The following is a 26,235-nucleotide window of genomic DNA, read 5'->3' on the forward strand; positions in this document are numbered from 1 at the left end:
GTCAGCACTTCACCGCGGCGAGCACCCCGTGGCCGACCGGGAGCAGCGCGGGGATCCAGTGCTCCGACTCCCGCAACGCCTTGATCGTCTCGCGGACCGTCACCGTCCCCGCGTCCCGGGCGGCCGGGTCAGCGATCCGGCCGCCGGCCAGCATCCCGTTGAGCGCGAGCACCCCGCCCGGGCGCAGTAGCCGTAGCGCCGCCTCCACGAAGGCGTGGAACCCGGTGGCCTCGGCATCGACGAAGACGAGGTCGTACGCGCCGTCGGCCAGTCGGGGCAGCACGTCCAACGCGCGGCCGGTGATGATGCGGGTACGGCCGGTGGCGAAGCCCGCCTCGGTGAAGATCCGTCGTGCCATCCGCTGGTGCTCCACCTCCAGGTCGATGGTGGTGAGCACACCGTCGGCACGCATGCCGCGCAGCAGCCAGACGCCGCTCACGCCCGTACCGGTGCCGATCTCCACGACCGCGCGGGCGTTGCCCGCGGCGGCCAGCAGCCGCAACGCCGCCCCCGCTCCGGGTGTGACCGCTTCGAGACCCACCTCGTGGGCCAGGCTGCGGGCGGTGCGGAGCACGAGATCCTCGGTCACGTACGACTCGGCGAACTGCTGAGCCTGGGTCGTCGAACTGCCGGAACCGGCGACCGTGGCGATGGGGCACCTCCGGGCGGCGCGTGGTGCGGGGGGCGGGTTGGCACTGTGAGCGTAGAGGCGACCGGCGCGAGGCGCAGCCGCGCCTCCGTCCTCACCGCGATCACCGGAGGCAACCGCTGACTCCACCGCGCGCATCCGTGCAATCCTGGAAGCGGTATTCCGTCAGTCTCGACCGCGCCGAACCGTGGCCGGGCGAGGCCGCACGGGATCCGGGGGACGGACTGGGAGGCACCGACGTGACCGACGGCTGGGAATGGCGCCGGGACGGTGAGACTCCGGCTCCGGCGCGCCCGCCGGGGGCAGGAGCCCCGCCGGAGGGGCCGCCGGCCACGCCGGGGAGCGGCACCGCGCCCTCGGCCGCCGACACCGCAACCACGGCCGGGGCCCCGACCGTGTCGTACCCGAATCCGCCGCCCCCCACCGCTGGCGCGTCGCCGTGGTGGTCCGACGCGCTCGGCGATCCGTGGCGTGACCCGGCGGCCCCCACCGCGGTCGTGGTGCCTTCGGTGGTGCCTTCCGGCACCGAGCCGGAGCCGGTCACCGACCCGGACGCGCCCGGCCGACCGACGCTGCGACACCTGCTGCTCATCCCGGTGATCACCGCTCTGCTGGCCGGCACCCTCGGCGGCGCGCTGGGCTACGCGTTCGCGGTGCGTGGCGGCGCGGCCGGCACGGTGCTCGGTGCGGCGGCCGCGGATCCACCGGCGTTGGCCCAGCGCAAGCCGGAGTCGCTGGCCGGGGTCGCCGAACGTGTGCTGCCCAGCGTGGTCACCATCCGGGTCAGCAGCCTCGGCGGGACCAGCGAGGGCTCGGGGTTCATCGCCAGCGCCGACGGGCACGTGATCACCAACGACCACGTGGTGGCCGGCAGCAGCGGCAAGGCCTCGGTGGTCTTCAACGACGGCAGTTCCGCTGCGGCGACCGTGGTCGGCCAGGACCCGGAGTCCGACATCGCGGTGATCAAGGTGAACCGGACGGGTCTGCGGCCGGTGGAGTTCGGGGATTCCGACGCGCTGGCCGTCGGTGACCCGGTCCTCGCCGTGGGCTCACCCCTGTCGCTGGCCAACACGGTCACCGCCGGCATCGTGAGCGCCCTGGACCGGACGATGCAGGCCGGTGAGCCGGGCGGCCCGGTGCGCTACTACGCGGCGATCCAGACCGACGCCGCCGTCAACCACGGCAACTCGGGGGGCCCGCTCGTCGACGGCGCCGGCCGGGTGGTGGGCGTCAACTCCACCATCAAGTCGCTGGTGGCCGAGGGGCAGGAGGCCGGCAACATCGGTCTCGCCTTCGCCATCCCGATCAACCAGGCCAAGCGGGTCACCCAGGAGATCATCGGCACCGGCAAGGCCCGGCGTACGGTCATCGGCGCCCAGGTCGGCGGCCCGGGCGCGGGTGCGGGCGGCGGCGTACGACTGGCCGCCGTGGAGCCCTCCGGGCCGGCGGCCGGGGCCGGGCTCAAGGTCGGCGACGTGATCCTGAAGCTCGACGGCCGGCCGATGACCGAGCCGACCGACCTGATCGCCCTGGTCCGCAAGTTCGCGCCGGGGTCGGTGGTGACCGTCGAGTTCCGGCGGGGCACCGCACGACGGAACACGTCGGTGACCCTCGCCGCGGATGCCAAGTGAACAGCGGGTCACCCCCTGCCGGAAAGCCGCCCGACGTGCGTAGTCTTGCTGCTGACGCCGAGAGGAGGCCCACGGGATGTTCGAGAACCTGAACATGTGGGAAGTCGGGGCGCTGCTGCTTCTGGCGCTGTTGATCTTCGGTGACCGGTTGCCTGCCGTGATCAACGACGGCCTACGGCTGGTCCGTAACCTGCGGAACATGGCCCGCAACGCCACCGGCGACCTCAGTCGTGAGCTGGGCACCGACATTCAGCTCGAAGACCTGCACCCGAAGGCGTTCATCCGCAAGCACCTCCTCAGCGAGGAGGACGAGGCGGCGATCCGCAAGCCGCTACAGGGCGTCTACGACAACCTGCGCGCGGACGTCGACGGTGTGCACAACGAGCTGAAGGACGTGGCCAACGCCGCGGACCTGCGCTCGAACGGCACGCGACCCGGCACCACCACCGGTACGCCCTCGACGCCGGCGCCCCGGGTCAGCTACGACGACGCGACCTGAGCCCGGTGCCCGCCGGTGCGGGTCCCGTCGCGGCGGGCAGAAGCGCGGCCTTGATCGACTCGGTCTCAAGGAAAGCGGCCGATCAACCGGCGCGGGACAGCCCGACTTCCCGAAACCCGAGTTGATCATGGCGCGCCGCCGGAGGCCGAGCGCTGGCGCGGCGTAACCCGCTCAGCGCCCGGCGCGCGGCAGAACCGGTCAGCGCCCGGCGGGCTTGAGGCCGAGCGGCTTGCCGAGCAGCGACTCACGGCGCAGCGCGAGCCGGTCGGCGACGCCGCCGAGCGCCTGCGCGGCCGGGGAATCCGGCGCGGCCAGCACGATCGGGTTACCGGCGTCGCCGGCCTCGCGGACCCGGGTGTCCAGCGGGATCTGTCCCAGCAGCGGCACCTGGGCGCCGATCGTCCGGCTCAGCGACTCGGCGACCGCCGTGCCGCCACCGGCCCCGAAGATCTCCATGCGGGATCCGTCCGGCAGCTCCAGCCAGGACATGTTCTCGATCACGCCGACGACCCGCTGGTGGGTCTGCAGGGCGATCGCCCCGGCCCGCTCCGCCACCTCGGCGGCGGCGGTCTGCGGGGTGGTGACGATCAGGATCTCCGAGTTGGGCAGGAGCTGGGCCAGCGAGATGGCCACGTCGCCGGTGCCCGGCGGCAGGTCGAGCAGGAGCACGTCCAGGTCGCCCCAGTAGACGTCGGCGAGGAACTGCTGCAACGCCCGGTGCAGCATCGGGCCGCGCCACACCACGGCCGCGTTGCCCGAGGTGAACATGCCGATCGAGATCACCTTCACACCGTGCGACTGCGGCGGCATGATCATGTCTTCGACGCGGGTGGGCCGGCCGTCCGCGCCGAGCATGCGGGGCACCGAGTGACCGTAGATGTCGGCGTCCACCACGCCCACGGAGAGCCCCCGGGCGGCGAGCGCCGCCGCCAGGTTGACCGTCACGCTGGACTTGCCGACACCGCCCTTGCCGCTGGCCACCGCGTACACGCGGGTGCGCGAGCCGGGCTGGGCGAACGGGATGACCGGCTCCTCGCTCGCACCGCCGCCGCGCAACTGCGCCTGTAGCGACTGCCGCTGCTCGGGGCTCATCACGCCAAAGTCGATCTCCACGCCGGCCACGCCCGGCACCGCCGCCACCGCGGCGGTGATGTCGGTGCGCAGCTTGTCCTTGAGCGGGCAGCCGGCGACGGTGAGCAGCAGCTCGACCCGGACGACGCCGTCCGCGCCGATCGTGGCGGAGCGGACCATGCCCAGCTCGGTGATGGGCCGGCGGATCTCCGGGTCGTTGACGGTGGCCAGGGCGGCCAGGATCGCGTCCTCGACGGTGCTCACGGGTGCTGACATGCCCGCAATGCTACGTCGCGGGGCATCCCGACCGGCCGCTGGCCGAAGGTGGTGTGAGCCAAACGATGAGCCGTCGTCAGCGCTCGGGCCGGGCGTCGCGGGCGTAGTCGCCGTCCAACTCGTCGCGCGGCTCGTCCAGCCCGGGAAGGTCGGTCGACCGCTGGCTGCCCTTCTCCTGCTGCCGGCGCTCCAGGCGTTGCCGGCGCTGCCCCGCCTCGTCCAGCTCCTCGGCCAGCCGGGTCAGCTCGGAGCGGAGGAAGTCCCGGGTGGCCACCTCGCCGAGCGCGATCCGCAGTGCGGCGATCTCCCGGGCCAGGTACTCGGTGTCCGCCTTCTGCGCCGTGGCCCGCCGCCGGTCCTCCTCCAGGGCCAGCCGGTCCCGGTCGGCCTGCCGGTTCTGGGCCAGCAGGATCAGCGGCGCGGCGTAGCTGGCCTGCAACGACAGCACCAGCGTGAGGAACGTGAAGGTGTACGGGTCGAAGCGCAACCCGGCCGGGGCGAGGGTGTTCCAGCCGAACCAGATCGCGATCACCACCGTCATGACGACGATGAAGTTAGCGGTGCCCATGCCCCGCGCGATCCCCTCCGACCAGCGGCCGAACGCCTCCGCGTCGAACCGGGGGAGGGTGATGCCCCGGGGCTCGCGGGGCTGGTCGAGCCGCTCCGTGCGCCGCTGCTCAGCCACCGTCGCCGTCCGGTACCGCGTCGGTGGTGCCCGGGGCGCTCACGGCGTCCCGGTCACGCCAGTCCCGGGGCAGCGAGTGGTCCAGGACGTCGTCGACCGTGACGGCCCCGACCAGCCGGCTGTTCCGGTCGATCACCGGCATGGCGACCAGGTCGTAGGTGGCCATGCGGCGGGTGATCTCCGGCAGTGGGGTGGTGGGACGCAACGGGTCGATGTCGTTGACCACCACCTTGCCCAACAGGTCGGCCGGCGGTTCGCGCAGCAACGCCTGGAAGTGCACCATGCCCAGGTAGCGGCCGGTCGGCGTGTTCTGCGGGGCCCGGGTCACGAAGACCTGCGCGGCGACCGCGGGGGAGAGCTGCGGCTCACGGATCCGCGCCAGCGCCTCGGCGACGGTGGCGTCCGGCGGCAGGATGACCGGCTCCGAGGTCATCACGCTGCCCGCCGTGCCCGGCGTGTACTTCAAGAGCTGGCGTACCGGGTCCGCCTCGTCCGGCTCCATGAGGTCCAGCAGGACGTCCTGCTCCGGTGGGGGCAGCTCGTTGAGCAGGTCGGCGGCGTCGTCCGGGTCCATCTCCTCCAGCACGTCGGCGGCCCGTTCCCGGTCCAGCGCGGCGAGGATCTCCACCTGGTCGTGCTCCGGTAGCTCGCTGAGCACGTCGGCCAGCCGCTCGTCGTTCAACGCGGCGGCCACCTCGTTGCGTCGGGCGTCCGGCAGGTCCTGCAGGGCGTTGGCGAGGTCGGCGGGGCGCATGTCCTCCAGGACGGCGAGCAGGTTCGCCGTACCCCGGTTGTCGGCGATGCCGCTGAGGCCGCGCACCCGGTCCCACTCGACCTGGTGCAGGTGGCCGCGGCGGCTGAGCCGGCCGGTCTGCTCGCGGACCGCGACCCGGGTCAGCGACCACTCGCCACCCCTGGTGCACTCCATGGCGACGTCCACCACCGCGCCGGGCTGGCCGCCCGGGTCGAGCTGTACGCGCCGGTCCAGCAGCTCCTGGAGCACCAGCAGCTCGTTCGGGCGCTTCTCGAAGCGTCGCAGGTTGAGCGTGCCGGAGCCGAGCACCACCGCGTCCGCGTCGATCGACGTGATGCGGTTGATGGAGAGGAAGATGCGCCGACGCATGGGCATCTCGGCGACCAGACCCACCACCTCGGGGGGACGCGTGGTCGCCCGGAGCCGTCCCACGGCGTCACGGACCCGGCCCACCTGGTCGCCGTTCGGATCGAAGACGGCGACTCCGGCGAGGCGGGCGATGTAGACCCGGGTCGGCGTACTCACGGGCACCAGCCTAAGCGCCTAGTGTTTATCAACATGTCGACCTTGGCCTACGAGATCGTGGACGTCTTCACCGACCGCCCGTTCGCCGGCAATCCGCTGGCCGTGGTGTTCGGCGCGGAGGCGCTGGCCACCGAGCAGATGCAGGCGCTCGCGCTGGAGTTCAACCTCTCCGAGACGGTGTTCGTGCTGCCACCGACGCAGGTCGGCGCCACCTACCGGGCCCGCATCTTCACGCCGGTCGAGGAGTTGCCGTTCGCCGGGCACCCGAGCGTCGGCGCGGCGGTCACCGCGAGCCGGCGGGGGATGTTCGGTGTGGGGCAGATCACCCAGGAGTGCGGGGCCGGCGTGCTGCCGATCGAGGTGACGTCGTCCGGGGCGACGCTCACCGGAGGCGTTCCCACCCTCGGCCCCGAGTTGGACCCGGAGCCGCTGCTGGAGATCGCCGGTCTGGGCGCGGACGACCACGACCCGGCCGGGCCCGCTCCCCGGGTGGCCGGCTGCGGGCTGGAGTTCCCCTACCTGCCGGTCCACCCGGACGCGGTGGCCCGGGCGCGGGTGAACCCGGCGGCGGCGGAACGGTTGGGGGTGGCGCACGTCAGCGTCTTCTCCTGGGACGTCGCCACGCAAACCGCGCACGCTCGGGTCTTCGTGCCGGGGATCGGCGTCCCGGAGGACCCGGCGACCGGTTCGGCGGCCCTCGGGTTGGGCGTCTGGCTGGTGGCCAGCGGGCTACTGCCGGCGGACGGGCTGTCGCACTATTCGGTGCGCCAGGGCGTGGAGATGGGCCGCCCGTCCGCGCTGGGCTGCACGGTGACCGCGGCGAACGGCGTGGCGGTCGGCGCGACCGTCGCCGGCCAGGTGATGCCGGTGGCCCGGGGCGAGATCGCCGTGCCGCCGTTCGTGGGCTGAGCGACGGCGTCGATGCGGGAGGATGCGGGTGTGACGGACGAGGACGCCGCCGGTGGCACGCCGCTGGTGGACGAGGCGATGAAGAAGGCCGCCATGGCCTGGGTCAGCGTGGCCGGTGGGCCGGCGCTCGCGCTCTGGTGCGCCCCGCTGGAGGGCGCGCTCCTGGTGGTGAGCGGGCCGGGCGAGCAGGCCGCGCCGGGCCTCGCCGATGCGACCGAGGCGCAGGTCACCCTGCGCGGTGACCACGGGGGGCGGATCGTCACCTGGCCGGCCCGGGTGACCCGGCTGGCACCGGGCACCGAGGCGTGGGACACCGCCGCGCCGCTGGTGGCGGGCAAGCGCCTGAACGCGCCCGGTCCGACCGCCGACCTGGTGGCCCGCTGGGTCGCCGACGGTTGCGCCCTGAACCGCCTCGCTCCGGCCGGCACGCCCCTGGCCGGCACGGACCTGCCGTCCGACGCGCAGACCGAGCCGCCCCGGGAGACCCCGGCGGTCCGCGCCACCCGCAAGCCGTTCCGCCTGCACCGGGTCCGTCGCCGCTGATCGGGTCAACTCGCCGCGACAGCGGCGGCAGTGACCTTGGCGTCCACGAGGTCGAGCACCTCACGCAGGGTGCCGAGCGTGGTGCCGCGCCACTGACGGTCGGCGTTGAAGACCATGTGTTCGGCCAGATCGGGCGCGGCCAGCCGGACCGCGGTCATGCCGGCCTGTTCGGCGCCGGTCAACTCGTGGCTGCCGCCGTCACCCACGTACAGGCAGTCGTCCGGCGTGAGCCCGAGTCGACGGCAGGCGGTCAGGTAGAGCGCGGCATCCGGCTTGCAGCGTCCGACCTGCACGGAGAAGACCCGTACGTCGAGCAGGGGCGCGACGGGGAGGTGCGGCAGGAAGGCCGGCAGTTCGTGCGTACAGTCGCTGATCAGGCCGGTGCGGACGCCGCGCTCGCGCAGCGCCGCCAGCACGGGCACCGCGTCGGCGCGCAGCCGGGTGTCCGCGCGGATCGCGCGAAGCCGAGACACCACCGCCGCCCGCAGGGCACTGTCACTCGGATGTACGCCCGCCTGGGCGCAGACCCACCGCATGGTCGTCTGCGCGTCGCCGAGCCGGCCGGTGGCGCGCTCGTAGTAGGTGCGGTTCAGCACCTCGCTCAACGTCTCGCTGGGACAGCCGAGCAGTTCGGCGGTGCCGAGGTGCGCGGCGCCGCGCTGCACCGAACGGGTCAGCGTGCCGAAGAAGTCGAACAGCACCGCCTGGTAGCCGGCCATGGGGGAGCGCCTTTGCGGTCGAGGGTCGTCGGCGCGAACGCGCGTGATCGTAACTGAGTGCTGACGTTCCGTGCTGTCCGTGGTCGTGTGAAGATTGCTTCCCGTGTCCCCTCGACCACCCCTGGACCCGCTGACCACCGCCGCGGTCGCCCTGGCCGTCGTTGCCGTGTCAACGTCCGCGCCGTTGATCGCGTACGCCGCCGCTCCGGCGCTGGCCATCGCCTTCTGGCGCAACCTGCTCGCGGTGGCCGTGCTGAGCCCGTTCGCCCTGGCGCGCCGCCGAGCCGAGTTCCGCGCGTTGGCGGGGCGGGCCGGCCGGCGCGAGGGACTGTTCTGCGTCCTCTCCGGGGTCGCGCTCGCCGGGCACTTCGCGACCTGGGTGCCGAGCGCCCAGCTCACCTCGGTCGCCGCGGCCACCGCGCTGGGTGCCACCCAGCCGGTCTGGCAGGGGCTGATCGCCCGCGCCCAGGGGCGGCGGCTGCCCACGGTGGTGTGGGTCGGCATCGCGGTGGCGGTGGGCGGCGCGGTGATCGCCACCGGCGCGGACGTGGGCATCTCCGGCCGAGCCGTCGCCGGCGATCTGTTGGCGGTGACCGGTGGCATGTTCGCAGCCGTCTACACCGCCTTCGGTGAACGGGCCCGTGCCAGCATCAGCACCACCACCTACACGACCATCTGCTACGGCATCTGCTCGGCGGTCCTGCTGGTGATCTGCCTGCTGGGCGGGGTCCGTACGGTCGGCTTCGACGGGCGTACCTGGCTGGCGATCCTGGCCCTGGTGGCGGGCGCCCAACTGCTCGGGCACTCGATGTTCAACTACGCCCTGCACAAGATCTCGGCGACCACGGTGAGCGTGCTGATCCTGCTGGAGGCCCCCGGTGCGGCCCTGCTCGGTTGGGCCTGGTTGCACCAGGTTCCCCGCCCGTACGCGCTGCTGGGCATGGCGTTGCTGCTTGTCGGCGTGGCGGTGGTGGTGCTGGGGGGCGCCCGGGCCGCCCGCCGTGCCACGCCGCTCACCCCGCTGCCCGCCGACGCCGCCCCGCTGGAGAGCTGACGATCGCTTCAGACGTCGTACGCCTCGATGACGCGCGTGGTCGGGGCGGCGTCGCCGAGGTCGGCGCGCAGCGCGGCACGCTCCGGGTCGACGAGGAACGACTCGTATCCGGTCCGGGCCGCGAACGTGATCACGTGCACCTCGCTCCGCCCGTCGGTGCCGCGCAGCCGCCGTTCCAGCCGGCCGTCGTGGCGGTCGAGCAGGGCCAACACGGTGTCCTCGTAGCGTTGCCCGGCGGTTTCGGCCCCGGTGGCGTACTCGACGATCGCGACAAGCGTCAGCATGGCGGCCACGCTACCCATCGATGCCGACGGCCGTGGCGCTGGCTTCCCAGAGCCGGGACGCGAGCTGTGGGTCCGCCGCCTTGCGGTACGGCCGACGCGGCCGGCGGTTGTAGTAGTAGCCGCCGCGGGCGAGCCGGGCCGGATCCTGGTTCGCGAGCCAGAGGAGCGTCTCGGCCCCCTTCTCCGGGCTGCGGAACGGCATGAACCGCATGCCGAAGGCGACCAGCCGACTGTCGTTGGCGAACCGGGTCCGCACCACTCCCGGATGGAAGCTGTACGCGGCGATGCCCGGCCAGCGCCGGGACGCCTCGGCGGCGAACAAGATGTTCGCCTGCTTGCTGGTGCCGTACGCGCCCATCGGGTGGTAGGCGCGCAGCGGCCTGTTGAGGTCGTCCGGATCGAGCGCGCCGAAGCGGTGTGCCCCCGAGGCGGTCACCACCGTCCGGCCCACCCGGTCGGCCAGCAGGTTCGTGAGCAGGAACGGGGCCAGGTGGTTGGCCTGGATCGACAGCTCGAAGCCGTCGACGGTGGTGAGCGGTTGAAGCGCGATGGCGCCGGCGTTGTTGGCCAGGACGTCGATCCGGTCGTACGCGTCGCGCAGCCGCTCGGCCAGCCCGCGTACGTCGTCGAGGACCGCGAAGTCGGCCCGGAACAGCTCCGGGCGCTCGCCGGCTGTCTCCCGTACGCGCTCCGCCGCGGCCTGTAGTCGGGCCGGGTCCCGCCCGACGAGCACCACCTGGTCGCCGCGGCAGGCGAAGGCCACCGCGGCGGCCAATCCGATGCCGGAGCTGGCACCCGTCACCACCACCAGCCGACGCCCAGTGAGATCTTCCACAGATCCATTCACCGCGGTCATGGCGCGAGGTTACCGTGGCGTCACCACGCCCTTTGGGATCGTTAAGTTTTCCTCGGATTCAGGTGGCGTCGGCGTGCCCGCCGGTCGCTGGAAGGAGCACATCCATGGCCGCAGTCGGTCGTCCCCGCCGGTCGTGCCTGGCCGTACCGGGTTCCAGCGTCAAGATGCTCGGCAAGGCGCAGGGGCTCCCCGCCGACCAGGTCTTCCTCGACCTGGAGGACGCGGTGGCGCCGCTGGCCAAGCCGGAGGCGCGCAAGAACATCGTGGCCGCCCTCAACGACGGCGACTGGGCCGGCAAGACCCGGGTGGTACGGGTCAACGACCTGACCACCCCGTGGACGTACCGGGACGTCATCGAGGTGGTCGAGGGCGCCGGCGCGAACCTCGACTGCATCATGCTGCCGAAGGTGCAGGACGCCGGTCAGGTGCGGTGGCTGGACCTGACGCTCACCCAGATCGAGAAGACGCTCGGCCTCGAGGTCGGCCGGATCGGCATCGAGGCGCAGATCGAGAACGCGGCCGGTCTGGTAAACGTGGACGCCATCGCGGCCGCCTCGCCCCGGGTCGAGACCATCATCTTCGGCCCGGCCGACTTCATGGCCTCGATCAACATGAGGTCGCTGGTGGTCGGCGGGCTGATCCCGGACTATCCGGGCGACCCGTACCACTACATCCTGATGCGCATCCTGATGGCCGCCCGGATGCACGACAAGCAGGCCATCGACGGCCCGTTCCTGCAGATCCGGGACGTCGACGCGTTCCGCGAGGTGGCGAAGCGGTCGGCGGCGCTGGGCTTCGACGGCAAGTGGGTGCTGCACCCGGGCCAGATCGACGCCGCGAACGAGGTCTACCAGCCGGCGCAGGCCGACTACGACCACGCCGAGCTGATTCTCGACGCGTACGAGCACTACACCTCGGAGGCCGGCGGCAGGCTGGGCGCGGTGATGCTGGGCGACGAGATGATCGACGAGGCGTCCCGCAAGATGGCGCTGGTGATCGCCGCCAAGGGCCGCGCCGCCGGCATGAGCCGTACCTCGTCGTTCACCCCGCCGGCGCAGTGAGTGGCCGGGTCGGGTCGCCCGCCGCCGGCCGTCGACCCGGTCCCGCATTCGGCGGTACGCCCACCCGCGCGCCCGCCTCAGTAACCGCTGTCGCTGCTCGCGCCCGTCGTGACCGCGAAGATGATCACGGCGATGTACGCGGCGATGCCCAGCACCATCAGCGCGGTGACGATCCAGCCGACGATGATGCCGGCCTTCGCCAACCCCTCGCCGTCCTCGCCGCTGGCCCGGATCTGCTTCTGCGCCACGTGACCGAGGATCGCCCCGATCGGCGCGGTGATGCCGCAGGACGTGAGACCGACCAGGGCCAGCACCAGTGACGCGATGGCCAGACCGTTGGTCTTGCGCGGGGCCGGGTAGCCGTAACCGGCGTACTGCGGCGGGTAGCCCGCCGGCGCGTACCCGGGTGCGGGGTATCCGGGCGGGGCGTAACCGGGCATGGGCTGACCGGGTGCCTGCTGCGCGCCCGCGTACGGGTCGACCGGCGCGTACGGGTCCACGGGACCGGGCTGGGCGGGCACCGGCTGACCGGCCACCAGGGTCGGGTCCGGCGGTGTGCTCGACGGCTGAGCCGACCAGGTGGGGTCGTTCCAGTCGCCGGGGGGCGGGGGATTGGTCATGCGTGATCTCCGTCGGCTCGGCTGCGCCGCCAGAGTAGCCAGCAGTGACCAAACCCGACGCCCCCGCTCCCGGGTGCCGCGTTGCCCGGGCCGGTCGTAACGGGCAGGATCCCTGGCATGTCAACTGACGCGCGTGCCGCGGACCGGTCCGGCAGCCGACCGCGACGGGACGTGAGCCGTCCGGGTGTGGCGCGGCGCGGTCGGGCGGCCACGTCGACCGGCGCGACCGGCGCCGACGAGCCGGTCGCGCTGCCCGATCCGGTGACCATGCGGCTAGACGGCCGGGTCGCCCTGGTGACGGGGGCGGGCAGTCCGGACGGCATCGGGTACGCCACCGCGCGGCGCCTCGCCGACCTGGGGGCGCGGGTCGCCATCGTGTCGACCACCCGGCGCATCCACGAGCGGGCCAGTGAACTGGGCGTGACCGGGTTCGTCGCGGACCTGACCGACGAGTCCGAGGTGGGCGCGCTGGCCGACGCGGTGGCCGAGCAGTTGGGCGACGTCGAGGTTCTGGTCAACAACGCCGGCCTGGCGAGCCGGACCAGTCAGGGAGTGCTGCGGCCGGTCGCGCAGCTGACCTACGACGAGTGGCGCGGCGAGATCGACCGCAACCTGTCCACCGCGTTCCTGTGCAGCCGGGCCTTCATCGGCGGGATGGCCGAGCGGGGCTGGGGGCGGATCGTCAACCTGGCGGCCACCGCCGGCCCGGTCAACGCCCTGCCCACCGAAGCCGCGTACGCCGCCGCCAAGGCCGGTGTCGTCGGTCTGACCCGCGCGCTGGCCATGGAGATGATCGCCGACGGGGTGACCGTGAACGCGGTCGCGCCGGGCACCATCTACACGGCGGCCTCCACGATGGCCGAGATCAAGCAGGGTCTGGGCACCCCGGTCGGACGACCGGGCACCCCGGACGAGGTCGCCGCCGCGATCAGCTTCCTCTGCTCGCCGGCCGCGTCGTACATCACCGGTCAGATGCTCGTGGTGGACGGTGGCAACAGCGTCCGGGAGGCCCGGTTCCGCTGATCAGTAGCCGCGGCTGTCGCCGTTGTTACCGAGGATGACCAGCGCCAGCCAGCCGCAGCAGGCCAGCAGGGTCAGCGCGGTGAACACGTACCCGAGGATCAGGCCCCAGGTCGCGAGCTGGTCGCCCTCCTCGCCGGTGGTGCGGATCTGCCGCTTGGCCAGGTGACCGAGGACGGCGCCGGCCGGGGGGAACACGAAGGCGAACACCAGCGACAGGATCGCCAGCACGTTGGTGCCCCGACCGGGGCCGCCGGGAGGTGGGCCGTACTGGCCGTAGGGGCCCTGCGGCGGGTACGGCGGCTGCTGACCCCAGTGCGCCGGCTGGTGCGGCCCCTGCCGCTCGTACGGCGACGGCTCGTCGGCGGGTGGCCCGTACGGCGAGCGCTCCGGCGGTCCGGAGGACGACTGGTCCGGCGGTGGCGCGTACGGCGACTGGCCGGCCGGCGGTGGCGCGTACGGCGACTGGTCCCGGGATGGCTCGTAGGGTGACGGCGGCGGCTCGTCTCCCGGCGGGCCCGACGGCGGCGGGTAGCTCACGGCTGTCCTCCTCCTGTCGGTGCCGGAAAAGTCCTTCTTGCCGGACGGTACCCGTAGCGGTGAACCTTTTCACAGCGGTTGTGTGGACTGGTCACCTTGGCCTGGCGGGCCGGGCGACCGATACTTACCGAGCGTTCAGTTACCCACGAGTAGTGCGCTGATTCCCGGAGGCCGAGATGGCTCGACTCGCCCAGACGCCCGGCCTCACCGACGTGCAGCAGTCGATCCTGGAGACCGTCCGGGAGTTCGCCGACAAGGAGATCATCCCGCACGCCCAGCGGCTCGAACACGCCGACGAGTACCCCACCGACATCCTCGACGGGATGCGCGAGATGGGGTTGTTCGGTCTCACCATCGACGAGGAGTACGGCGGGCTCGGCGAGTCGCTGCTCACGTACGCCCTCGTGGTGGAGCAGCTCTCCCGGGGCTGGATGTCGATCTCCGGCATCGTCAACACCCACTTCATCGTGGCGTACCTGATCTCCCAGCATGGCTCCGCCGAGCAGAAGGCCCGCCTGCTGCCGAAGATGGCGACGGGCGAGGTGCGCGGTGCGTTCTCGATGTCCGAGCCGGAGACCGGCTCCGACGTCTCGGCGATCAAGTCCAGGGCCGTCCGGGAGGGCGACACCTATGTCCTCAACGGGCAGAAGATGTGGCTGACCAACGGGGCGTACTCATCGGTGGTCGCCACCCTGGTCAAGACCGACACCGGCGCCGACTCGGTGTACGGCAACATGAGCACCTTCCTGTTGGAGAAGGAGCCGGGCTTCGGCGAGACCGCGCCCGGCCTCACCATCCCCGGCCGGATCGAGAAGATGGGCTACAAGGGCGTCGAGACCACCGAGATGGTGCTCGACGGCGTGACCGTGCCCGACTCCGCGATCCTCGGCGGGGCCGACCAGGTGGGCCGCGGCTTCTACCAGATGATGGACGGCATCGAGGTCGGCCGGGTCAACGTCGCCGCCCGCGCCTGCGGCATCTCCATCCGCGCCTTCGAGTTGGCGGTCGCGTACGCCCAGCAGCGCAAGACGTTCGGTCAGCCGCTCGCCCGGCACCAGGCGATCGCCTTCAAGCTCGCCGAGATGGGCACGAAGATCGAGGCCGCGCACGCCCTCATGGTCAACGCCGCCCGACTCAAGGACGCCGGACAGCGCAACGACGTCGAGGCCGGAATGGCCAAGCTGCTCGCCTCGGAGTACTGCGCCGAGGTCGTCCAGGAGGCGTTCCGCATCCACGGCGGCTACGGCTACTCCAAGGAGTACGAGATCGAGCGGCTGATGCGCGAGGCCCCGTTCCTGCTGATCGGCGAGGGCACCTCGGAGATCCAGAAGACCATCATCAGCCGAGGCCTCCTCAAGGAATACAAGCTCTAACCCCCACCCTGAATCCCGCGATCTTGCAGTTACTGCGGCGACATGGCGTGCATAACGGGGCAGAACGCCAACCGAAACTGCAAGATCGCGGGGGAAACGCGGGTCAGCGGAGGCGGGTCAGGTTTCCGGCGGCGCGTTCGACGATGAGGCAGCGGTCCTCGACGTAGTCCATGCCGGCCTCCTCGGCAATCTCGCGCGCCTCGGCCGACACGATGCCCAGTTGCAGCCAGACCGCCGGCGCGCCGATCGCCGCCGCGTCCCGCACCACCTGCACGGCGTCCGCGGCCGGCCGGAACACGTCCACCAGGTCGACCGGGTGCGGGATGTCCGCCAGCGACGCGTACGCCCGCTCGCCGAAGAGTTCGTCGACGCTCGGGTTGACCGGGATGATGCGCCAGCCGTACCGCTGCATCTGCAACGGCACGCTGTGCGCGGCCTTCATCGGGTCGCGGGACGCGCCCACGACGGCGATCACGGCGGAGTCGGCGAGGATCTGCTGAGCGGTACGCACCCGCCGACTGTAGCTCCGCCGCCCGCCGCACGCGGGCGAGCAACACCTGCGCCGAAAGGCCCGACTGGCCGCCCCCAGCAGCCAGTCGGGCCCGGCCGGCGCTTCGCGCGAAGCGAAGCAGACCGGTTACGCCGTGGGCTGCCGTTCCCCGGAACCCAGGGCGCGGCAACCCACGGCGGTCAGTCGGTCGTCGGGCTGGGGGCCTGGTCGGGTCCAGCGGGAAGGGTGAACGGCGAGTCGCCCTTGGTGGCCTTGCTTCCCGCCTTCTCATAGCCGGCGGGCGGCGTCAGGTCGAAGTGGCTCAGGTTCGCATCCGAGCGGGGCAGCCATTCGAAGGTGCTGACCTCTGACCTGTCGGTCACCTTGCCGCTCTTGTCGGCGACCGTCTTGTACGGCAGGAACGAGGTCGAGTCCACCCACAGTTCTGCGGTGTAGGCCGCCGTCCCCGCCGTCAACCGCAGGTGCACGGTGTCGCGCCCGTCCACCTTCTCCTGCCCCACGATCTCCAATTTGCCCCGGGCGAGCCAAGTCCGGATGCTCGCCGCGTCGTTCGGCACGAAGACCGTGCCGGTTGCCTTGTCCGGTGAGTCGACGAACTCGAAGTACGTCCGCTCGAGATGGCTGATCTGGGTGCCACGGTATTTCCCGTCGGCGACGACCGTCACCAGCGTGGAGTCCGGTCTGCCGTCGCCCCCGAAGATGTCGACCCGCCGGCGTCCGGTCTGCCGGTCCTCCCAGGAGTCGATCCAGCCACCCCGATAGGTGTCGTGCACCTTCACGACGTAGTCGTCCGCCTTGCCCAGCGCGGCCTGGGTCTGGCTGCTGACGTAGGTGACATCGCCCAGCTGCGACGGGTGGGACCCGTCCGTCGAGCTGGCGACGCCGCCCACCTGCCCGGTCCGGTCGGCCGTGCCGAGGGCGACACCGCCGGCTGCGAGACCAGCCAGAGCGAAGGCGGTCGCGGTCGCGATCGCCGGACGACGCAGGAACCAGCGCTTCGCCGTTGGACGCGCGTACCTGGTCCCGTTGAGGATCGCGTGCCGCATCCGGTCGGTCGCGTCCGTTCCAGGGCCGGTCAGGTCCTCGCGAAAGGCGACGAGCAGCTCGACGCCCGCGTTGTCAGATTCCACGTTGTCGTTCATCCGTTTTCCTCATTCGCAGCGGCGGACGGTGCGTAGTGGGCGGGCATCGCGAGGCGCAGGCGTGCCTTGGCCCGGTGAAGGCGGGAGCGGACGGTGCCCGGTGCCAGGCCGAGCGCGGAGGCCAGCTCCGGATAGTCCAGGCCGGCCCAGATGTGCAGCAGGAGCAGGTCACGTTGGTCGTGTGGCATCGCGGCGAGAGCGCCGGCCAGTGCCCGCGTAGCGGCCTCGGCGTCGAGCCGTTCGTCGGCCCGATCGGCGAAGTTGTGCTGGCCGGAACCGCTGAGTGGATCTCTGCCCGACTTCTCCAGTGCCCGCAGCCACCGCACCTCGGCGCGGTGGTAGTTCCGGAGCAGGTTGCTCAGGATGCCGAACAGCCACGGACGTGCATTGGGCATCGAGGTGTCGTAGCGGTCCCGTCGCGAGAACGCGATTAGGAACGTCTCGGCGACCAGATCCTCGGCGAGCTGCCGCCCGACCCGGCGGGAACTGAAGTTGTACAGCCAACCGCCGTACCGCTCGAACAGCTCCCCGAACAGTTCAGGCGCTCCCGTTACCAACAGCGAGTCGGAGCGCTCGGTCACAGTCATGTCCCGATGGCCCCCTGGTTCGACGGTGCGTTCATGCCCTGTTCTTGTCTGGCACCGCCGCCAGGTTCCGTCTTCGCGGTCCCACACCGTCGCGAGCGTCCCCGCGTCCTGCCGGCAGGACGTCAGCGCCACGTGCCAGGGCGCACGGGGGAGGGTATCGCCGCAGTTCCGGGGGCTTTCCACCCGGCGCGGAAGGTCAGAGCAGGGTCAGTTGCTCGACGGCGAGAGCGGGCGGCGGCTCGGGCAGGCGGCGGTTGTCGCCCACCTCGCCCCGGAGCAGCCCGTGGCGACGGGAGGCGATCCGCACCCGGGCGGTCAGCTCCCGCTGGTACGCCTGCGGGGCGTACGCGCCCGCGCGGTACAGCTCTCGGTAACGGCCGACGAGGTGCGGGTGCTCCCGGGCGAGCCACTGGGCATACCACTCGCGGGCGCCAGGGCGCAGGTGCAGCGCCAGCGGGGTCACACTCGTCGCTCCGGCGGCGGCGATCGCCGAGACCGTGGCGTCGATCGACTCCTCGCCGTCGCTGAGGCCGGGCAGGATCGGCGCCATCAGCACCCCGACGGAGAAGCCGGCGTCGGTGAGCCGGCGGACCGCCTCGAGCCGGCGACTCGGGTGCGGCGTGCCGGGCTCGACGCCACGCCAGAGCTGGTCATCGACGAAGCCCACCGAGAAGGAGATGCCGACCGTGGTCACCTCGGCCGCCTGACGCAGCAGGGGCAGGTCACGCAGGATCAGGGTGCCCTTGGTGAGGATGGAGAACGGGTTGGCGAAGTCCCGCAGGGCCGCGATGATCTGCGGCATCAGCCGGTAACGACCCTCGGCACGCTGGTAGCAGTCGACGTTGGTGCCCATCGCGACGTGCGCGCCCCGCCACTTCGGCGCGGCCAGCTCGCGTCGCACCAGCTCACCGGCGTTGACCTTGACGATCACCTGCCGGTCGAAGTCCGTACCAGCGTCGAGATCGAGGTAGGTGTGGGTGTTTCTCGCAAAACAGTTGTGGCTCACCACCCCATTGGCGATGAAATCGCCGGTGCCGGTGGTGATGTCCCAGAGCGGCAGCTCCAGCCCGAGCGCTTGAATGTCGACCACCCTGAGGTCGGCCCTGCACTTCAGCACGGCGCCCTCGATCGAGCGCTTCCTGGTGATGGCCGGGTCCGTGAGGTGGAAGAACCGGAGCCGAGCGGGAAGACCTCCGGTCAATCTGATCTGCCGCACCCGGTTGGGTCTGCCGGGGTCCTCAAGCACGCAGGTGAAGCCGAACTGGCGCAGCGCCGCCGTCGTCTGGTCGAGGATCGTGTCGTCGCTGTTGCTGATGCGCAGGGCGCCTCTACTGCAGCTGCCCTCGGCGTCGAAGATGCCGGCCAGGAAGCCGAGGCGCCATTCGTCGGTGGGGGCAGCCGGCCACTGGATCAGACCGGTGATCGTTTCGATGTCCCGCTGTTTCGAGGTGCGGATCGCCGACAGGGCTTGCCGGGTGGCGCTGGCCGGTGCGAACGAGAAGCGTTGTGTCTCGATGCCCTCCTGGGCGAGGTAGCGCTCGCTCCGACTCAACGCCTCGTCGTCGATCAGCGCCAGACGGAACCGATGCACGACCCCCTGTGGGTACGAGTAGGTGGCGAGGTGAGCGTCGCCCCGGACCATCCCGCAGAGGTAGCCCCGGCGGTAGTCAGGTGACTCCTTCGGCCCGGATGCGAAACGGCCTGTGCCGATGAGGCGATTGTTGGTGGTCAGGTAGGGGCGCTGGCCGGTGCCCTGCATAGCCCCGGTGACGTACTTCCAGCCACGATCGGAGAGGAACCGGTGGTCTCCGCTGGCGATGAGCGTGGTGCCGTCAGTCAGGGTGACCCGGTATGCGGGTTTCACGGTGGACCACTTGTCAAGAACGGTGGTGACGACGTATCGGCGGTAGGCACCGCGTCGCTCGGTCCCGTAGATGCGGTCGCCGGGCTCGAGCTCACTGATCAGCTTCGTGCGACCGTCCGCCATCAGGATCGGAGTGTCACCGGCCAGGCAGTAGACACAAGCATGACTGCATCCCCGGTACGGGTTGATGGTCCACTCGAAGGGGACGCGGGACTCGCCGGGCACCCGGTTGAGGATCGATTTGGCCTGCACCTCGTGGAACGTCATCCCGGCGAACTCGGGGGTGTCGAAGGTACGGACGACGGCGCCGGGCAGCGCCAGCGGCAGGGGTGGCGTCGCTGGCGCTGCCCTCTCGGGGTCTCCCTCGACCGGGGGAGCGGTGAGGTTGTCCCAGCGCATGGGCACTATTCGAACACGTGTACGAGGTCCGCGCAAGTGACCCGCCGGACACCCGTGAGCGATCGTCGCTCCAACGGGGGAGGATGGACCCATGGAGAGGTCGACCTTCGTCTACGACGGTGACTGCGCGTTCTGCACGACCTGTGCGGAGTTCATCGAACGCCGGATCCCCACGGGCGCGCGGGTGGTGCCCTGGCAGTTCGCCGACCTGGACGCCCTCGGCCTCACCGTGGCCGAGTGCGAGGAGGCCGTGCAGTGGGTCGGCGCGGACGCCACCCGCGCAGCCGGCCCGGACGCCATCGCGAAGCTGCTCGCCGCCAGTGGCCCGCTCTGGCGGGTGGCCGGCGCGGGTCTGCGGTTCCCGCCGGTGCGCGCGGTGGCCTGGCCGGTTTACCGCTGGGTGGCCCGAAACAGGCACCGCCTCCCGGGCGGTACGGCGGCGTGTTCCCTGCCGCAGGAGGCCAGGGAGCGGCTCTACGGCCCGACCGGGCGCCCGACCGCCGGAGCCTGATCGCCGAGCCGGGCCCGATCGTCGGGCGGAGCCTGATCGGGCGGCGCCGACGTCGTGTCGACGTCCACCGGGCCCCGCCCCGCGACTCGGCGTGCCCACACCAGCGGTCGTACCCGTTCCAGGGGCAGGAAGCTGGTCATCGCGGCCAGGTGTGGCGCGAACGAGATCGTGATGGTCGCGATGGTCACCACGTGGAACGAGTAGAAGAAGCCGACCATGGCCACTCGCCAGCGGGCCGGTAACAGGAACACCACGGGGCTGAGCAGCTCGAAGGCCACGATGCCGAACTGCGCGACGATCAGCAGGTACGGCACCTGGGCGATGAGGTCGGCCAGGTCGGTGCCGCGTCGGATGATGGCCCTCGCCAGTACCGAGCCGGTCAGCCAGTCCAGACCGCCGAAGCGCAGCTTGGCCCAGGCGGCCAGGAAGTACGTGCAGATGACCGCTATCTGGGTGACGCGCAGGGCCCAGCCGCCGGCCTCCGTGCGGGTGGTGTCGCCATGGCGGGCCCGGCCGGCGGTGGGCAGCACGGCCAGCGCGACGAGCAGGCCGAACCGGTCGTGGTCGACCTTCCCGTAGCTCATCGCGATGATCATCCACTCGAGGTACAGCGCGCAGACCGTCCAGCCGAGCAGCCGGGGTGCCCGGCCGGTCGCGGCGAGCAGGGCGGCGAGCAGGAGCCCCCAGAAGATCAGCGCCACGACCGTCGGCGTCGGGGTCGGCAGCGGGAGCAGGCGGCCGATCAACAGCGGCTGGTACAGCTCACCGGGCACGCTGGCTCTGGTGCGTACCCAGGGGGTGAAGACCACCAGGTCGGCGGCGACGAAGAGGTAGATCAGGGTCCGGAACGCGGCGATCCGTCCACGGGGCACCGCCTCCGTCAGCCAGCCGGTCATCGGGAGACCTGCCAGCTGACGATCGTCTCGTCGGTGTGCCGCCCCGTGGGCCGGCCGGCGCGGATGCCGTGCCAACGGATGACGATGCGGACCTCGACCAGCGCGGGGGCGTCCGGATGACGTTCGGCGTACGCGTCGGCGACCTCGGTGAGCAGCGCGGGGTCGGCCGCGTACCGGTCCTGCTGGCCCTCGATCTCGGCGCGGCGGATGCCGGTCGCGTCCTGGTCGAGGTCGACCACCGCTCCGGCGCTGTTCACGCCCTCCACCCGGGTGTCCGGGGCGGGGGCGTTCGGCGGGTTCGAGGTGGCGTACATCCGGAACGGGCCGAAGGGGAAGTCGTCGTCGCTGCCCCAGAAGGTGCCGAGCAGCAGCAGGACGAGACCGAGGGCGGTCGCGCCCAGCCGGGTCACGCGCCCGCGGGTGGTCAGGGTCTCCATCGGGTCGTGACGATACGGGATGTACCGACCGTCTCGCGTCCCACCGACGGTCAGTTCCGCCTGGCCAGGTCGGTGATCATGGGCGGCTTTCGGGATATGACGAAGGCCGGACCCGAACCGGGCCCGGCCTTCGCGTGCCGTCGCGCGGACGGCTCAGTGCTTGTGCTCGGCCAGCTGCTTGCGGACGTCGTCCATGTCCAGCGCCTCGACCTGCTCGATCAGGTTCTCCAAGGCGGACTCGGGAAGGGCGCCCGGCTGGGCGAAGACGATGACGCCGTCGCGGATCGCCATGATCGTCGGGATCGACCGGATGTCGAACTTCGCGCCCAACTCCTGCTGGGCCTCGGTGTCGACCTTGCCGAAGACGATGTTCTGGTGCTTCTCCGAGGAGCGCTCGTAGACCGGGGCGAACCGCTTGCACGGACCACACCAGTCGGCCCAGAAGTCGACCAGGACGATGCCGTCGTTGCCGGTCACCTCGTCGAAGTTCGCCGAGGTCAGCTCAACGGTTGCCATTGCACTCTCCGATCACCTGCGGGTTGTCTGCGTCCCGTAGAACCAGGGCTGACCGTATCGAATTCCCGGGCGGCTGCGCACGAAACGTGGCCGGGGCTGCTCGGGTGCCGCGCAGACCATCGAACTGTGTCAGTTCATCTCGTCCTGCGGAACGCAAGTGCATGACGCACTTGCGTGACCTGCGGTAATGGGAGCGTTTCCAGGGAGATCCACCCGGTCGAGCGCTACGAATCGGTAACTTGAGCCCTGACAAGGAGGTATCCGGCCTGCGGAGATCGCTGATCAACCCCGCGTTCATCACGGAGAGTAGTGTTACAAAAAGATAAATGTGACCGCGATCTCTGTTGAAGCTACGGCACCGTAGGGCAGAATTCCTCACATCAGAGCGTGGGCGGCGGGTGCCGGGGAGGGCCCCGCCGCTCATTGCGTCTCCCCCCTGGTGAGTGACCGGTGTGACATTTCCGCCGAGGTCCCGCCCGGACCGTCGCCTTAACCACCGGTAAGGCATGCTGTGCCGAACTCCATCGCCGCCCGTCGAAGGGGACCAGCATGCAGTTCGGCCGCTACTACGAGGAGTTCGAGGTCGGCGCGGTCTACCGGCACTGGCCGGGCAAGACCGTCACCGAGTACGACGACCACCTCTTCTGCCTGCTCACCATGAACCACCATCCGCTGCACCTGGACGCGCACTACGCCGAGACGTCCAGCCAGTTCAGGCGCAACGTCGTGGTCGGCAACTACATCTACTCCCTGCTGCTCGGCATGTCGGTGCCCGACGTCAGCGGTAAGGCCATCGCCAACCTGGAGGTGGAGTCGCTGCGGCACGTGGCGCCCACCTTCCACGGCGACACCATCTACGGCGAGACGACGGTGCTCGACAAGCGGGAGTCCGGCTCCAAGCCCGACCGGGGCGTGGTCTCGGTGGAGACCCGCGGCTACAACCAGGACGGCACCATGGTCTGCGTCTTCCGCCGCCGGGTCATGGTCCCCAAGAAGGAGTACGCGGCCAGCGCGGTGCCCGACGGGGTGGACCCGGAGCGGCCCAGCTTCCCCACGCCGCGCTGAACGCGCCCGCCGGAGCAGGGCACCATCGGACAGCAGGTTCCGCCGGTGGCGGCCCTGGTCCCGTTTTCGGGGCTTATGCTGACGCCGGAGGTTCCGATGAGCCACTCCGTCGCCGGAGAGCCGCCCTCTGCCGGCCGCCGTGCCGCACCCTTGACCACCGCCGTCTACTCCGCCGCCGAGTGGGATCTGCTCACCAGCCTGCCCGCTCGGGTCCTCGTGGCCGCCGCCGCGCCCGGCGCCGGCCGCCCGGAGCGCGGGGTGATGGCTGGTTTGGCTGGCCTGGACGCGGTGGCCGCCGGCCGCGGGTTCGACAGTGACCTGGTCCGTGCCGTGGTCGCCGCGATCTACGCCCGGCACGATGGCGCGCCGGCTCCCGCCGAGCGGCTCACCGATCTGGTGGACCTGCTGGCCGCGTGTCGGGCAGCGGCCCGGGTGCTGCGTCGGCGTGCCGATCCGGCCGACTCGGCGGCGTACCGCCAGTGGGTGCAGTCGGTCGCGGCCCGCGTCTGCCGGGCGACGCCCGGCCTCGACGGGCATCCGGCCAGCCCGGCGGACCGACGCTTCCTGGACCGGCTCGGTGACGCGCTCGGCCTGGGCTGAGATCGCGGGGCGCCGGGGTGGCCGTACTCTCTGATGACCGTGACCGACGACCAGCTTGAGGTGGGTGTGGGCCCCTGGCCCGGGGACCTGCCCGAGGATCCGCGCTACGACCCGCAACTGCTGGCCGAGGGCGACCGGCGCAACGTCGTCGACCGCTACCGCTACTGGCGGCACGAGGCGATCGTCGCCGACCTGGACCGACGGCGGCACGGCTTCCACGTCGCCATCGAGAACTGGCAGCACGACTTCAACATCGGCACGGTGGTGCGCAACGCCAACGCGTTCAACGCGGCCGAGGTGCACATCGTCGGTCGGCGTCGGTGGAACCGACGCGGCGCGATGGTGACCGATCGATACCAGCACGTCCGGCACCACGAGACGATCGAGGAGTTCGTCGCCTGGGCGGCCGGACGGCGGCTGCCCGTGCTCGGCATCGACAACCTGCCCGGCTCCCGGCCGATCGAGACCGCCGTGCTGCCGCGTGACTGCGTGCTGCTCTTCGGCCAGGAGGGCCCGGGCCTGTCCGCGCCCGCGCGGGCCGCCTGCGCCCAGCTCCACTCCATCGCCCAGTACGGCTCCACGAGGTCCATCAACGCGGGTGTGGCCAGCGGCATTGCCATGCACGCGTGGATCCGGACGCACGCCGGTCCACCGCCGGACTGACCGTCGTCCCATCGGCGCGCTCGGCGTTCCGGCTTTCGGCGTTCCGGCTTGACGTGGCGGCGATGTGGGGTGACGGTGGGGATGTGAGTGTCGCGGTGAGTTGTCCGAGATGCGGGGGCCCGGTACGGGCGCCGGATCTGATGCACACCGAGTCGAGGTGCCTGCGCTGCGGACCCGTGCCGCCGCTGCACGTGCCCGAACACATCGGGGCGGAGATCGTCGCGAGCGTGGTGGAACGGATCACCGCGGCTCCCGGTCCACCCGGGACACCATTGTGGTGCCCGTGGCCGCTGCCGCCCGGCTGGACCCTCACCGGCGTGGCGTACGCCGGGGACGACCGCACCGGCGTGCGGGCGACCGCGGTGGCCTGCGCGGGGCCCGCACCGCTCGACGACGGCCCGGCGGATCTGGTCTTCGTGGCCGAGGAACCGGGCGTGGGCCTGGGTACCCGACTCGCCGGCCTGGCCGGCCCCGATCCCGGACCGGAGCTCGCCGACGCGCTGACCGACCCCGGTCCGGGGCATCCCGAGCACGTCGGGCAGGCCAGGATCAGGGTCGGCGGGCACCCGACTCCACTGTGGTTGGTTAATTCTCCGACGGATCGAAGCGCGTACGCCGGCGAGGCTCGGGGAATGTGGCTACATGCGATAGCCTGGCCGGCGAGTGCGGGTCATCTGCTCGCGGAGGATGTCGTGTTACACGACCTGACCGAGTGGACTCCGCCCGAACTCGTGTACGGCGCACCGTCCCCGTACCTGTCCGGGAGAGCTTGACATCTCTTCCGGGTTGACGGAGAACGGACGCAGATATTCACTGTACGACACCACACTGATACTCTGGGTGCCGCTGCGGTAATGGGACCCGGCGCCGCGCGAGAGGATGGCCCGCCATGGTCAAGAAGGTCCTCACCTGGGCCGGAATCGCATTCTTGATCTTCTTCGTCGCCTATCGGCCAAACTCTGCGGCTGATGTGTTCAAGTCGCTGGGCGGCGGGATCATGGACATCGCCCAGGGGTTCGGCGACTTCTTCACCAGTCTCGTCGCCTAGCCGCCGATGGGCAGCCCCTCCGGTCCACCCTTCGACCCGGACGACCCCGACCGGGACCGTCGCGAGCGCGACACCGAGCCGATTCCGCGGATCGGGCCCGATGACGGCCCGGGCTACGGTGCCGGCCCCGGCCTGTCCGACGGGCCTTCCCTCTCGGACGACGTCGGCTACGGCGAGGGGCCCGGCTATGCCGGCGAAGGGCGGTCCGGTCGGGCCTGGATCCGCGATCCCGACGCCGCCAGCCAGCCGCCGCAGATCTCCGAGGAGGAGCTGGCGGGGCTGCGCGCCGACGCCATGGGGTCGACACCCCGTCGGGTCCTCCCGCTGGAGGACGAGCCCAGCTCGCTGGTCGCCCGTTACCTCTTCCCCACCGAGCGTTACCGGGGCGAGTGGAAGCGGCACTGGATCCACCTCACCAACCCGCTCCTGATCGGCGTCGCGGCGACCTTCGTGCTCGGTTACCTCTCCGGCTTCCTCGCGGGGCGGAACGTGGGCGTGTTGACGACCATCGCGGTGCTGCTCTGGTTCGCCGTCATGGGCTGGGTGGCGTGGAAGGTCGCCGACTGGTGGTATGACCGGTTCATCCTGACCAACAAGCGGGTCATGGTGGTCAACGGCATCGTCACCCGCAAGGTCGCCATGATGCCGCTGGTCCGGGTCACCGACATGAAGTACGAGCAGACCCCGACCGGCCGGGCGCTCAACTACGGCACCTTCGTCCTGGAGTCCGCGGGCCAGGAGCAGGCGCTGCGGGAGGTCAAGAATCTGCCCAACCCGAACGAGCTCTACCTACGGGTCGTCGAAGAGATGTACGAGCCGCAGGCGGTCGAGGCGCGGTTGGGCAAGGAGGCCGACGAGGCCAAGGCCGACGACGGCGCGTGAAAGTTTTCGTCCGAACATCGGAGCAAGTGCGCACCTTTCGTCATG

Annotated in this window: 31 protein-coding genes; 15 read left to right on the forward strand and 16 right to left on the reverse strand. The window is 71.3% G+C overall.

All coding sequences use genetic code 11. From position 1 onward, the window contains the following. Window position 1: 1 nt before the first annotated feature. Window positions 2-589 carry an O-methyltransferase gene (locus tag AB0J36_RS02780; protein WP_363660060.1) on the reverse strand — a complete coding sequence of 196 codons (588 nt, stop codon included), beginning with the start codon at window positions 587-589 and terminating at the stop codon, window positions 2-4. A 455-nt stretch (window positions 590-1,044) separates the two neighbouring features. Here AB0J36_RS02780 and AB0J36_RS02785 point away from each other — a divergent pair, with 455 nt between their 5' ends. Further along, window positions 1,045-2,280, forward strand: a complete 1,236-nt coding sequence (locus AB0J36_RS02785) for a trypsin-like peptidase domain-containing protein (RefSeq protein ID WP_357124685.1) — start codon at window positions 1,045-1,047, stop codon at window positions 2,278-2,280. A gap of 76 nt (window positions 2,281-2,356) precedes the next feature. After that, window positions 2,357-2,779, forward strand: coding sequence for a preprotein translocase subunit TatB (locus AB0J36_RS02790; RefSeq protein ID WP_357124392.1), 423 nt, complete (start codon window positions 2,357-2,359; stop codon window positions 2,777-2,779). Between the two features lie 198 nt (window positions 2,780-2,977). Here the strand turns inward: AB0J36_RS02790 and AB0J36_RS02795 are convergent, their stop codons facing one another. The 3 genes from AB0J36_RS02795 to AB0J36_RS02805 form a co-directional block, all read right to left on the reverse strand. Next, window positions 2,978-4,126: a P-loop NTPase gene (locus tag AB0J36_RS02795; RefSeq protein WP_363660061.1), complete on the reverse strand. Its 1,149-nt coding sequence runs from the start codon at window positions 4,124-4,126 to the stop codon at window positions 2,978-2,980. Window positions 4,127-4,202: 76 nt separating this feature from the next. Then, entirely contained in the window at window positions 4,203-4,811 is a 609-nt protein-coding gene (locus AB0J36_RS02800) for a DUF1003 domain-containing protein (protein ID WP_357124398.1), read from the reverse strand. Then, complete coding sequence (locus AB0J36_RS02805) at window positions 4,804-6,090, reverse strand: CBS domain-containing protein (RefSeq protein ID WP_357124402.1); 1,287 nt, start codon at window positions 6,088-6,090, stop codon at window positions 4,804-4,806. Before AB0J36_RS02805 ends, AB0J36_RS02800 begins: the two co-directional genes overlap by 8 nt. Window positions 6,091-6,123: 33 nt before the next feature. Between AB0J36_RS02805 and AB0J36_RS02810 the strand changes: the two genes are divergently transcribed. Both AB0J36_RS02810 and AB0J36_RS02815 read left to right on the forward strand, forming a co-directional pair. Continuing rightward, the gene (locus AB0J36_RS02810) at window positions 6,124-6,999 is read left to right on the forward strand and encodes a PhzF family phenazine biosynthesis protein (RefSeq protein ID WP_357124405.1); all 876 of its coding nucleotides are present in this window, start codon (window positions 6,124-6,126) and stop codon (window positions 6,997-6,999) included. A gap of 12 nt (window positions 7,000-7,011) precedes the next feature. After that, window positions 7,012-7,542: a hypothetical protein gene (locus AB0J36_RS02815; RefSeq protein ID WP_363660062.1), complete on the forward strand. Its 531-nt coding sequence runs from the start codon at window positions 7,012-7,014 to the stop codon at window positions 7,540-7,542. A gap of 5 nt (window positions 7,543-7,547) precedes the next feature. On the opposite strand, the gene AB0J36_RS02820 is transcribed toward AB0J36_RS02815, so the two are convergent. After that, on the reverse strand, window positions 7,548-8,261 hold the full coding sequence (locus AB0J36_RS02820; RefSeq protein ID WP_357394142.1) for an HAD-IA family hydrolase: 714 nt from the start codon (window positions 8,259-8,261) through the stop codon (window positions 7,548-7,550). Between the two features lie 94 nt (window positions 8,262-8,355). Here AB0J36_RS02820 and AB0J36_RS02825 point away from each other — a divergent pair, with 94 nt between their 5' ends. Then, entirely contained in the window at window positions 8,356-9,315 is a 960-nt protein-coding gene (locus AB0J36_RS02825) for a DMT family transporter (RefSeq protein ID WP_363660063.1), read from the forward strand. An 8-nt stretch (window positions 9,316-9,323) separates the two neighbouring features. On the opposite strand, the gene AB0J36_RS02830 is transcribed toward AB0J36_RS02825, so the two are convergent. Both AB0J36_RS02830 and AB0J36_RS02835 read right to left on the reverse strand, forming a co-directional pair. After that, window positions 9,324-9,599 carry a hypothetical protein gene (locus AB0J36_RS02830; protein ID WP_357124416.1) on the reverse strand — a complete coding sequence of 92 codons (276 nt, stop codon included), beginning with the start codon at window positions 9,597-9,599 and terminating at the stop codon, window positions 9,324-9,326. A 10-nt stretch (window positions 9,600-9,609) separates the two neighbouring features. Continuing rightward, window positions 9,610-10,434 (reverse strand): SDR family NAD(P)-dependent oxidoreductase, encoded by an 825-nt coding sequence (locus AB0J36_RS02835; protein ID WP_357394188.1) that lies wholly within the window; start codon window positions 10,432-10,434, stop codon window positions 9,610-9,612. A 125-nt stretch (window positions 10,435-10,559) separates the two neighbouring features. Between AB0J36_RS02835 and AB0J36_RS02840 the strand changes: the two genes are divergently transcribed. Continuing rightward, the gene (locus tag AB0J36_RS02840; protein ID WP_357394141.1) at window positions 10,560-11,516 is read left to right on the forward strand and encodes a CoA ester lyase; all 957 of its coding nucleotides are present in this window, start codon (window positions 10,560-10,562) and stop codon (window positions 11,514-11,516) included. A gap of 77 nt (window positions 11,517-11,593) precedes the next feature. Here AB0J36_RS02840 and AB0J36_RS02845 read toward each other — a convergent pair whose 3' ends face one another. Further along, complete coding sequence (locus AB0J36_RS02845; RefSeq protein ID WP_363660064.1) at window positions 11,594-12,136, reverse strand: DUF4190 domain-containing protein; 543 nt, start codon at window positions 12,134-12,136, stop codon at window positions 11,594-11,596. A 117-nt stretch (window positions 12,137-12,253) separates the two neighbouring features. On the opposite strand from AB0J36_RS02845, the gene AB0J36_RS02850 reads away from it, so the two are divergent. Then, window positions 12,254-13,159, forward strand: a complete 906-nt coding sequence (locus tag AB0J36_RS02850; RefSeq protein WP_357124424.1) for an SDR family NAD(P)-dependent oxidoreductase — start codon at window positions 12,254-12,256, stop codon at window positions 13,157-13,159. Here the strand turns inward: AB0J36_RS02850 and AB0J36_RS02855 are convergent, their stop codons facing one another. Further along, a complete protein-coding gene (locus AB0J36_RS02855; protein WP_357124427.1) occupies window positions 13,160-13,696 on the reverse strand; it encodes a DUF4190 domain-containing protein in 537 nt (178 codons plus the stop codon). 176 nt (window positions 13,697-13,872) lie between these two features. Here AB0J36_RS02855 and AB0J36_RS02860 point away from each other — a divergent pair, with 176 nt between their 5' ends. Beyond that, window positions 13,873-15,069, forward strand: coding sequence for an acyl-CoA dehydrogenase family protein (locus AB0J36_RS02860; protein WP_363660065.1), 1,197 nt, complete (start codon window positions 13,873-13,875; stop codon window positions 15,067-15,069). A gap of 103 nt (window positions 15,070-15,172) precedes the next feature. On the opposite strand, the gene AB0J36_RS02865 is transcribed toward AB0J36_RS02860, so the two are convergent. The 4 genes from AB0J36_RS02865 to AB0J36_RS02880 form a co-directional block, all read right to left on the reverse strand. Beyond that, window positions 15,173-15,580, reverse strand: a complete 408-nt coding sequence (locus AB0J36_RS02865; protein WP_357124433.1) for a CoA-binding protein — start codon at window positions 15,578-15,580, stop codon at window positions 15,173-15,175. A gap of 179 nt (window positions 15,581-15,759) precedes the next feature. Next, window positions 15,760-16,722, reverse strand: coding sequence for a DUF2092 domain-containing protein (locus AB0J36_RS02870; protein WP_357171866.1), 963 nt, complete (start codon window positions 16,720-16,722; stop codon window positions 15,760-15,762). Further along, window positions 16,719-17,309 (reverse strand): sigma-70 family RNA polymerase sigma factor, encoded by a 591-nt coding sequence (locus AB0J36_RS02875; protein WP_357171865.1) that lies wholly within the window; start codon window positions 17,307-17,309, stop codon window positions 16,719-16,721. Before AB0J36_RS02875 ends, AB0J36_RS02870 begins: the two co-directional genes overlap by 4 nt. A gap of 196 nt (window positions 17,310-17,505) precedes the next feature. Then, complete coding sequence (locus tag AB0J36_RS02880; RefSeq protein ID WP_357124441.1) at window positions 17,506-19,665, reverse strand: intein-containing Rv2578c family radical SAM protein; 2,160 nt, start codon at window positions 19,663-19,665, stop codon at window positions 17,506-17,508. On the opposite strand from AB0J36_RS02880, the gene AB0J36_RS02885 reads away from it, so the two are divergent. Further along, window positions 19,664-20,083 carry a DUF393 domain-containing protein gene (locus AB0J36_RS02885; protein ID WP_357124444.1) on the forward strand — a complete coding sequence of 140 codons (420 nt, stop codon included), beginning with the start codon at window positions 19,664-19,666 and terminating at the stop codon, window positions 20,081-20,083. The two genes, AB0J36_RS02880 and AB0J36_RS02885, sit on opposite strands and share 2 nt — an antisense overlap. Here AB0J36_RS02885 and AB0J36_RS02890 read toward each other — a convergent pair. From AB0J36_RS02890 to trxA, 3 genes are all read right to left on the reverse strand, one after another. After that, window positions 20,047-20,979, reverse strand: coding sequence for an HTTM domain-containing protein (locus AB0J36_RS02890; protein WP_357124447.1), 933 nt, complete (start codon window positions 20,977-20,979; stop codon window positions 20,047-20,049). The two genes, AB0J36_RS02885 and AB0J36_RS02890, sit on opposite strands and share 37 nt — an antisense overlap. Further along, window positions 20,976-21,416: a hypothetical protein gene (locus AB0J36_RS02895; RefSeq protein WP_357124450.1), complete on the reverse strand. Its 441-nt coding sequence runs from the start codon at window positions 21,414-21,416 to the stop codon at window positions 20,976-20,978. The genes AB0J36_RS02890 and AB0J36_RS02895 overlap by 4 nt, the downstream gene beginning before the upstream one ends. 153 nt (window positions 21,417-21,569) lie before the next feature. Beyond that, on the reverse strand, window positions 21,570-21,932 hold the full coding sequence (gene trxA / locus AB0J36_RS02900) for a thioredoxin (RefSeq protein WP_074316526.1): 363 nt from the start codon (window positions 21,930-21,932) through the stop codon (window positions 21,570-21,572). Between the two features lie 549 nt (window positions 21,933-22,481). Between trxA and AB0J36_RS02905 the strand changes: the two genes are divergently transcribed. The 6 genes from AB0J36_RS02905 to AB0J36_RS02930 all read left to right on the forward strand — a co-directional run bounded on the left by AB0J36_RS02905 (window position 22,482) and on the right by AB0J36_RS02930 (window position 26,190). Then, on the forward strand, window positions 22,482-22,997 hold the full coding sequence (locus AB0J36_RS02905) for a MaoC family dehydratase (protein ID WP_355049005.1): 516 nt from the start codon (window positions 22,482-22,484) through the stop codon (window positions 22,995-22,997). A 75-nt stretch (window positions 22,998-23,072) separates the two neighbouring features. Further along, entirely contained in the window at window positions 23,073-23,597 is a 525-nt protein-coding gene (locus AB0J36_RS02910; protein WP_357124455.1) for a hypothetical protein, read from the forward strand. Between the two features lie 39 nt (window positions 23,598-23,636). Further along, window positions 23,637-24,260: an RNA methyltransferase gene (locus AB0J36_RS02915; protein WP_357124691.1), complete on the forward strand. Its 624-nt coding sequence runs from the start codon at window positions 23,637-23,639 to the stop codon at window positions 24,258-24,260. 62 nt (window positions 24,261-24,322) lie between these two features. Continuing rightward, a complete protein-coding gene (locus tag AB0J36_RS02920) occupies window positions 24,323-25,033 on the forward strand; it encodes a DUF6758 family protein (protein ID WP_357124694.1) in 711 nt (236 codons plus the stop codon). Window positions 25,034-25,149: 116 nt separating this feature from the next. Continuing rightward, a complete protein-coding gene (locus AB0J36_RS02925; protein ID WP_007455302.1) occupies window positions 25,150-25,308 on the forward strand; it encodes a hypothetical protein in 159 nt (52 codons plus the stop codon). 6 nt (window positions 25,309-25,314) lie between these two features. Continuing rightward, window positions 25,315-26,190 carry a PH domain-containing protein gene (locus AB0J36_RS02930; protein WP_363660066.1) on the forward strand — a complete coding sequence of 292 codons (876 nt, stop codon included), beginning with the start codon at window positions 25,315-25,317 and terminating at the stop codon, window positions 26,188-26,190. The last annotated feature ends 45 nt before the right edge of the window (window positions 26,191-26,235 follow it).

It is taken from the genome of Micromonospora sp. NPDC049662, assembly GCF_040675055.1.
In the GTDB taxonomy this organism is placed as follows: Bacteria; Actinomycetota; Actinomycetes; order Mycobacteriales; family Micromonosporaceae; genus Micromonospora.

Bases quoted from the DNA above. Each gene is read 5' to 3' on its own strand.
- AB0J36_RS02845 (WP_363660064.1), bottom strand. From the start codon at position 12,136: ATGACCAATCCCCCGCCCCCCGGCGACTGGAACGACCCCACCTGGTCG.
- AB0J36_RS02815 (WP_363660062.1), top strand. From the start codon at position 7,012: ATGCGGGAGGATGCGGGTGTGACGGACGAGGACGCCGCCGGTGGCACG.
- AB0J36_RS02840 (WP_357394141.1), top strand. From the start codon at position 10,560: ATGGCCGCAGTCGGTCGTCCCCGCCGGTCGTGCCTGGCCGTACCGGGT.
- AB0J36_RS02890 (WP_357124447.1), bottom strand. From the start codon at position 20,979: ATGACCGGCTGGCTGACGGAGGCGGTGCCCCGTGGACGGATCGCCGCG.
- AB0J36_RS02820 (WP_357394142.1), bottom strand. From the start codon at position 8,261: ATGGCCGGCTACCAGGCGGTGCTGTTCGACTTCTTCGGCACGCTGACC.
- AB0J36_RS02885 (WP_357124444.1), top strand. From the start codon at position 19,664: ATGGAGAGGTCGACCTTCGTCTACGACGGTGACTGCGCGTTCTGCACG.
- AB0J36_RS02790 (WP_357124392.1), top strand. From the start codon at position 2,357: ATGTTCGAGAACCTGAACATGTGGGAAGTCGGGGCGCTGCTGCTTCTG.
- AB0J36_RS02895 (WP_357124450.1), bottom strand. From the start codon at position 21,416: ATGGAGACCCTGACCACCCGCGGGCGCGTGACCCGGCTGGGCGCGACC.
- AB0J36_RS02930 (WP_363660066.1), top strand. From the start codon at position 25,315: ATGGGCAGCCCCTCCGGTCCACCCTTCGACCCGGACGACCCCGACCGG.
- AB0J36_RS02875 (WP_357171865.1), bottom strand. From the start codon at position 17,309: ATGACTGTGACCGAGCGCTCCGACTCGCTGTTGGTAACGGGAGCGCCT.
- AB0J36_RS02795 (WP_363660061.1), bottom strand. From the start codon at position 4,126: ATGTCAGCACCCGTGAGCACCGTCGAGGACGCGATCCTGGCCGCCCTG.
- AB0J36_RS02925 (WP_007455302.1), top strand. From the start codon at position 25,150: ATGGTCAAGAAGGTCCTCACCTGGGCCGGAATCGCATTCTTGATCTTC.
- AB0J36_RS02860 (WP_363660065.1), top strand. From the start codon at position 13,873: ATGGCTCGACTCGCCCAGACGCCCGGCCTCACCGACGTGCAGCAGTCG.
- AB0J36_RS02870 (WP_357171866.1), bottom strand. From the start codon at position 16,722: ATGAACGACAACGTGGAATCTGACAACGCGGGCGTCGAGCTGCTCGTC.
- trxA (WP_074316526.1), bottom strand. From the start codon at position 21,932: ATGGCAACCGTTGAGCTGACCTCGGCGAACTTCGACGAGGTGACCGGC.
- AB0J36_RS02850 (WP_357124424.1), top strand. From the start codon at position 12,254: ATGTCAACTGACGCGCGTGCCGCGGACCGGTCCGGCAGCCGACCGCGA.
- AB0J36_RS02880 (WP_357124441.1), bottom strand. From the start codon at position 19,665: ATGGGTCCATCCTCCCCCGTTGGAGCGACGATCGCTCACGGGTGTCCG.
- AB0J36_RS02830 (WP_357124416.1), bottom strand. From the start codon at position 9,599: ATGCTGACGCTTGTCGCGATCGTCGAGTACGCCACCGGGGCCGAAACC.
- AB0J36_RS02905 (WP_355049005.1), top strand. From the start codon at position 22,482: ATGCAGTTCGGCCGCTACTACGAGGAGTTCGAGGTCGGCGCGGTCTAC.
- AB0J36_RS02920 (WP_357124694.1), top strand. From the start codon at position 24,323: ATGTGGGGTGACGGTGGGGATGTGAGTGTCGCGGTGAGTTGTCCGAGA.
- AB0J36_RS02810 (WP_357124405.1), top strand. From the start codon at position 6,124: ATGTCGACCTTGGCCTACGAGATCGTGGACGTCTTCACCGACCGCCCG.
- AB0J36_RS02910 (WP_357124455.1), top strand. From the start codon at position 23,073: ATGCTGACGCCGGAGGTTCCGATGAGCCACTCCGTCGCCGGAGAGCCG.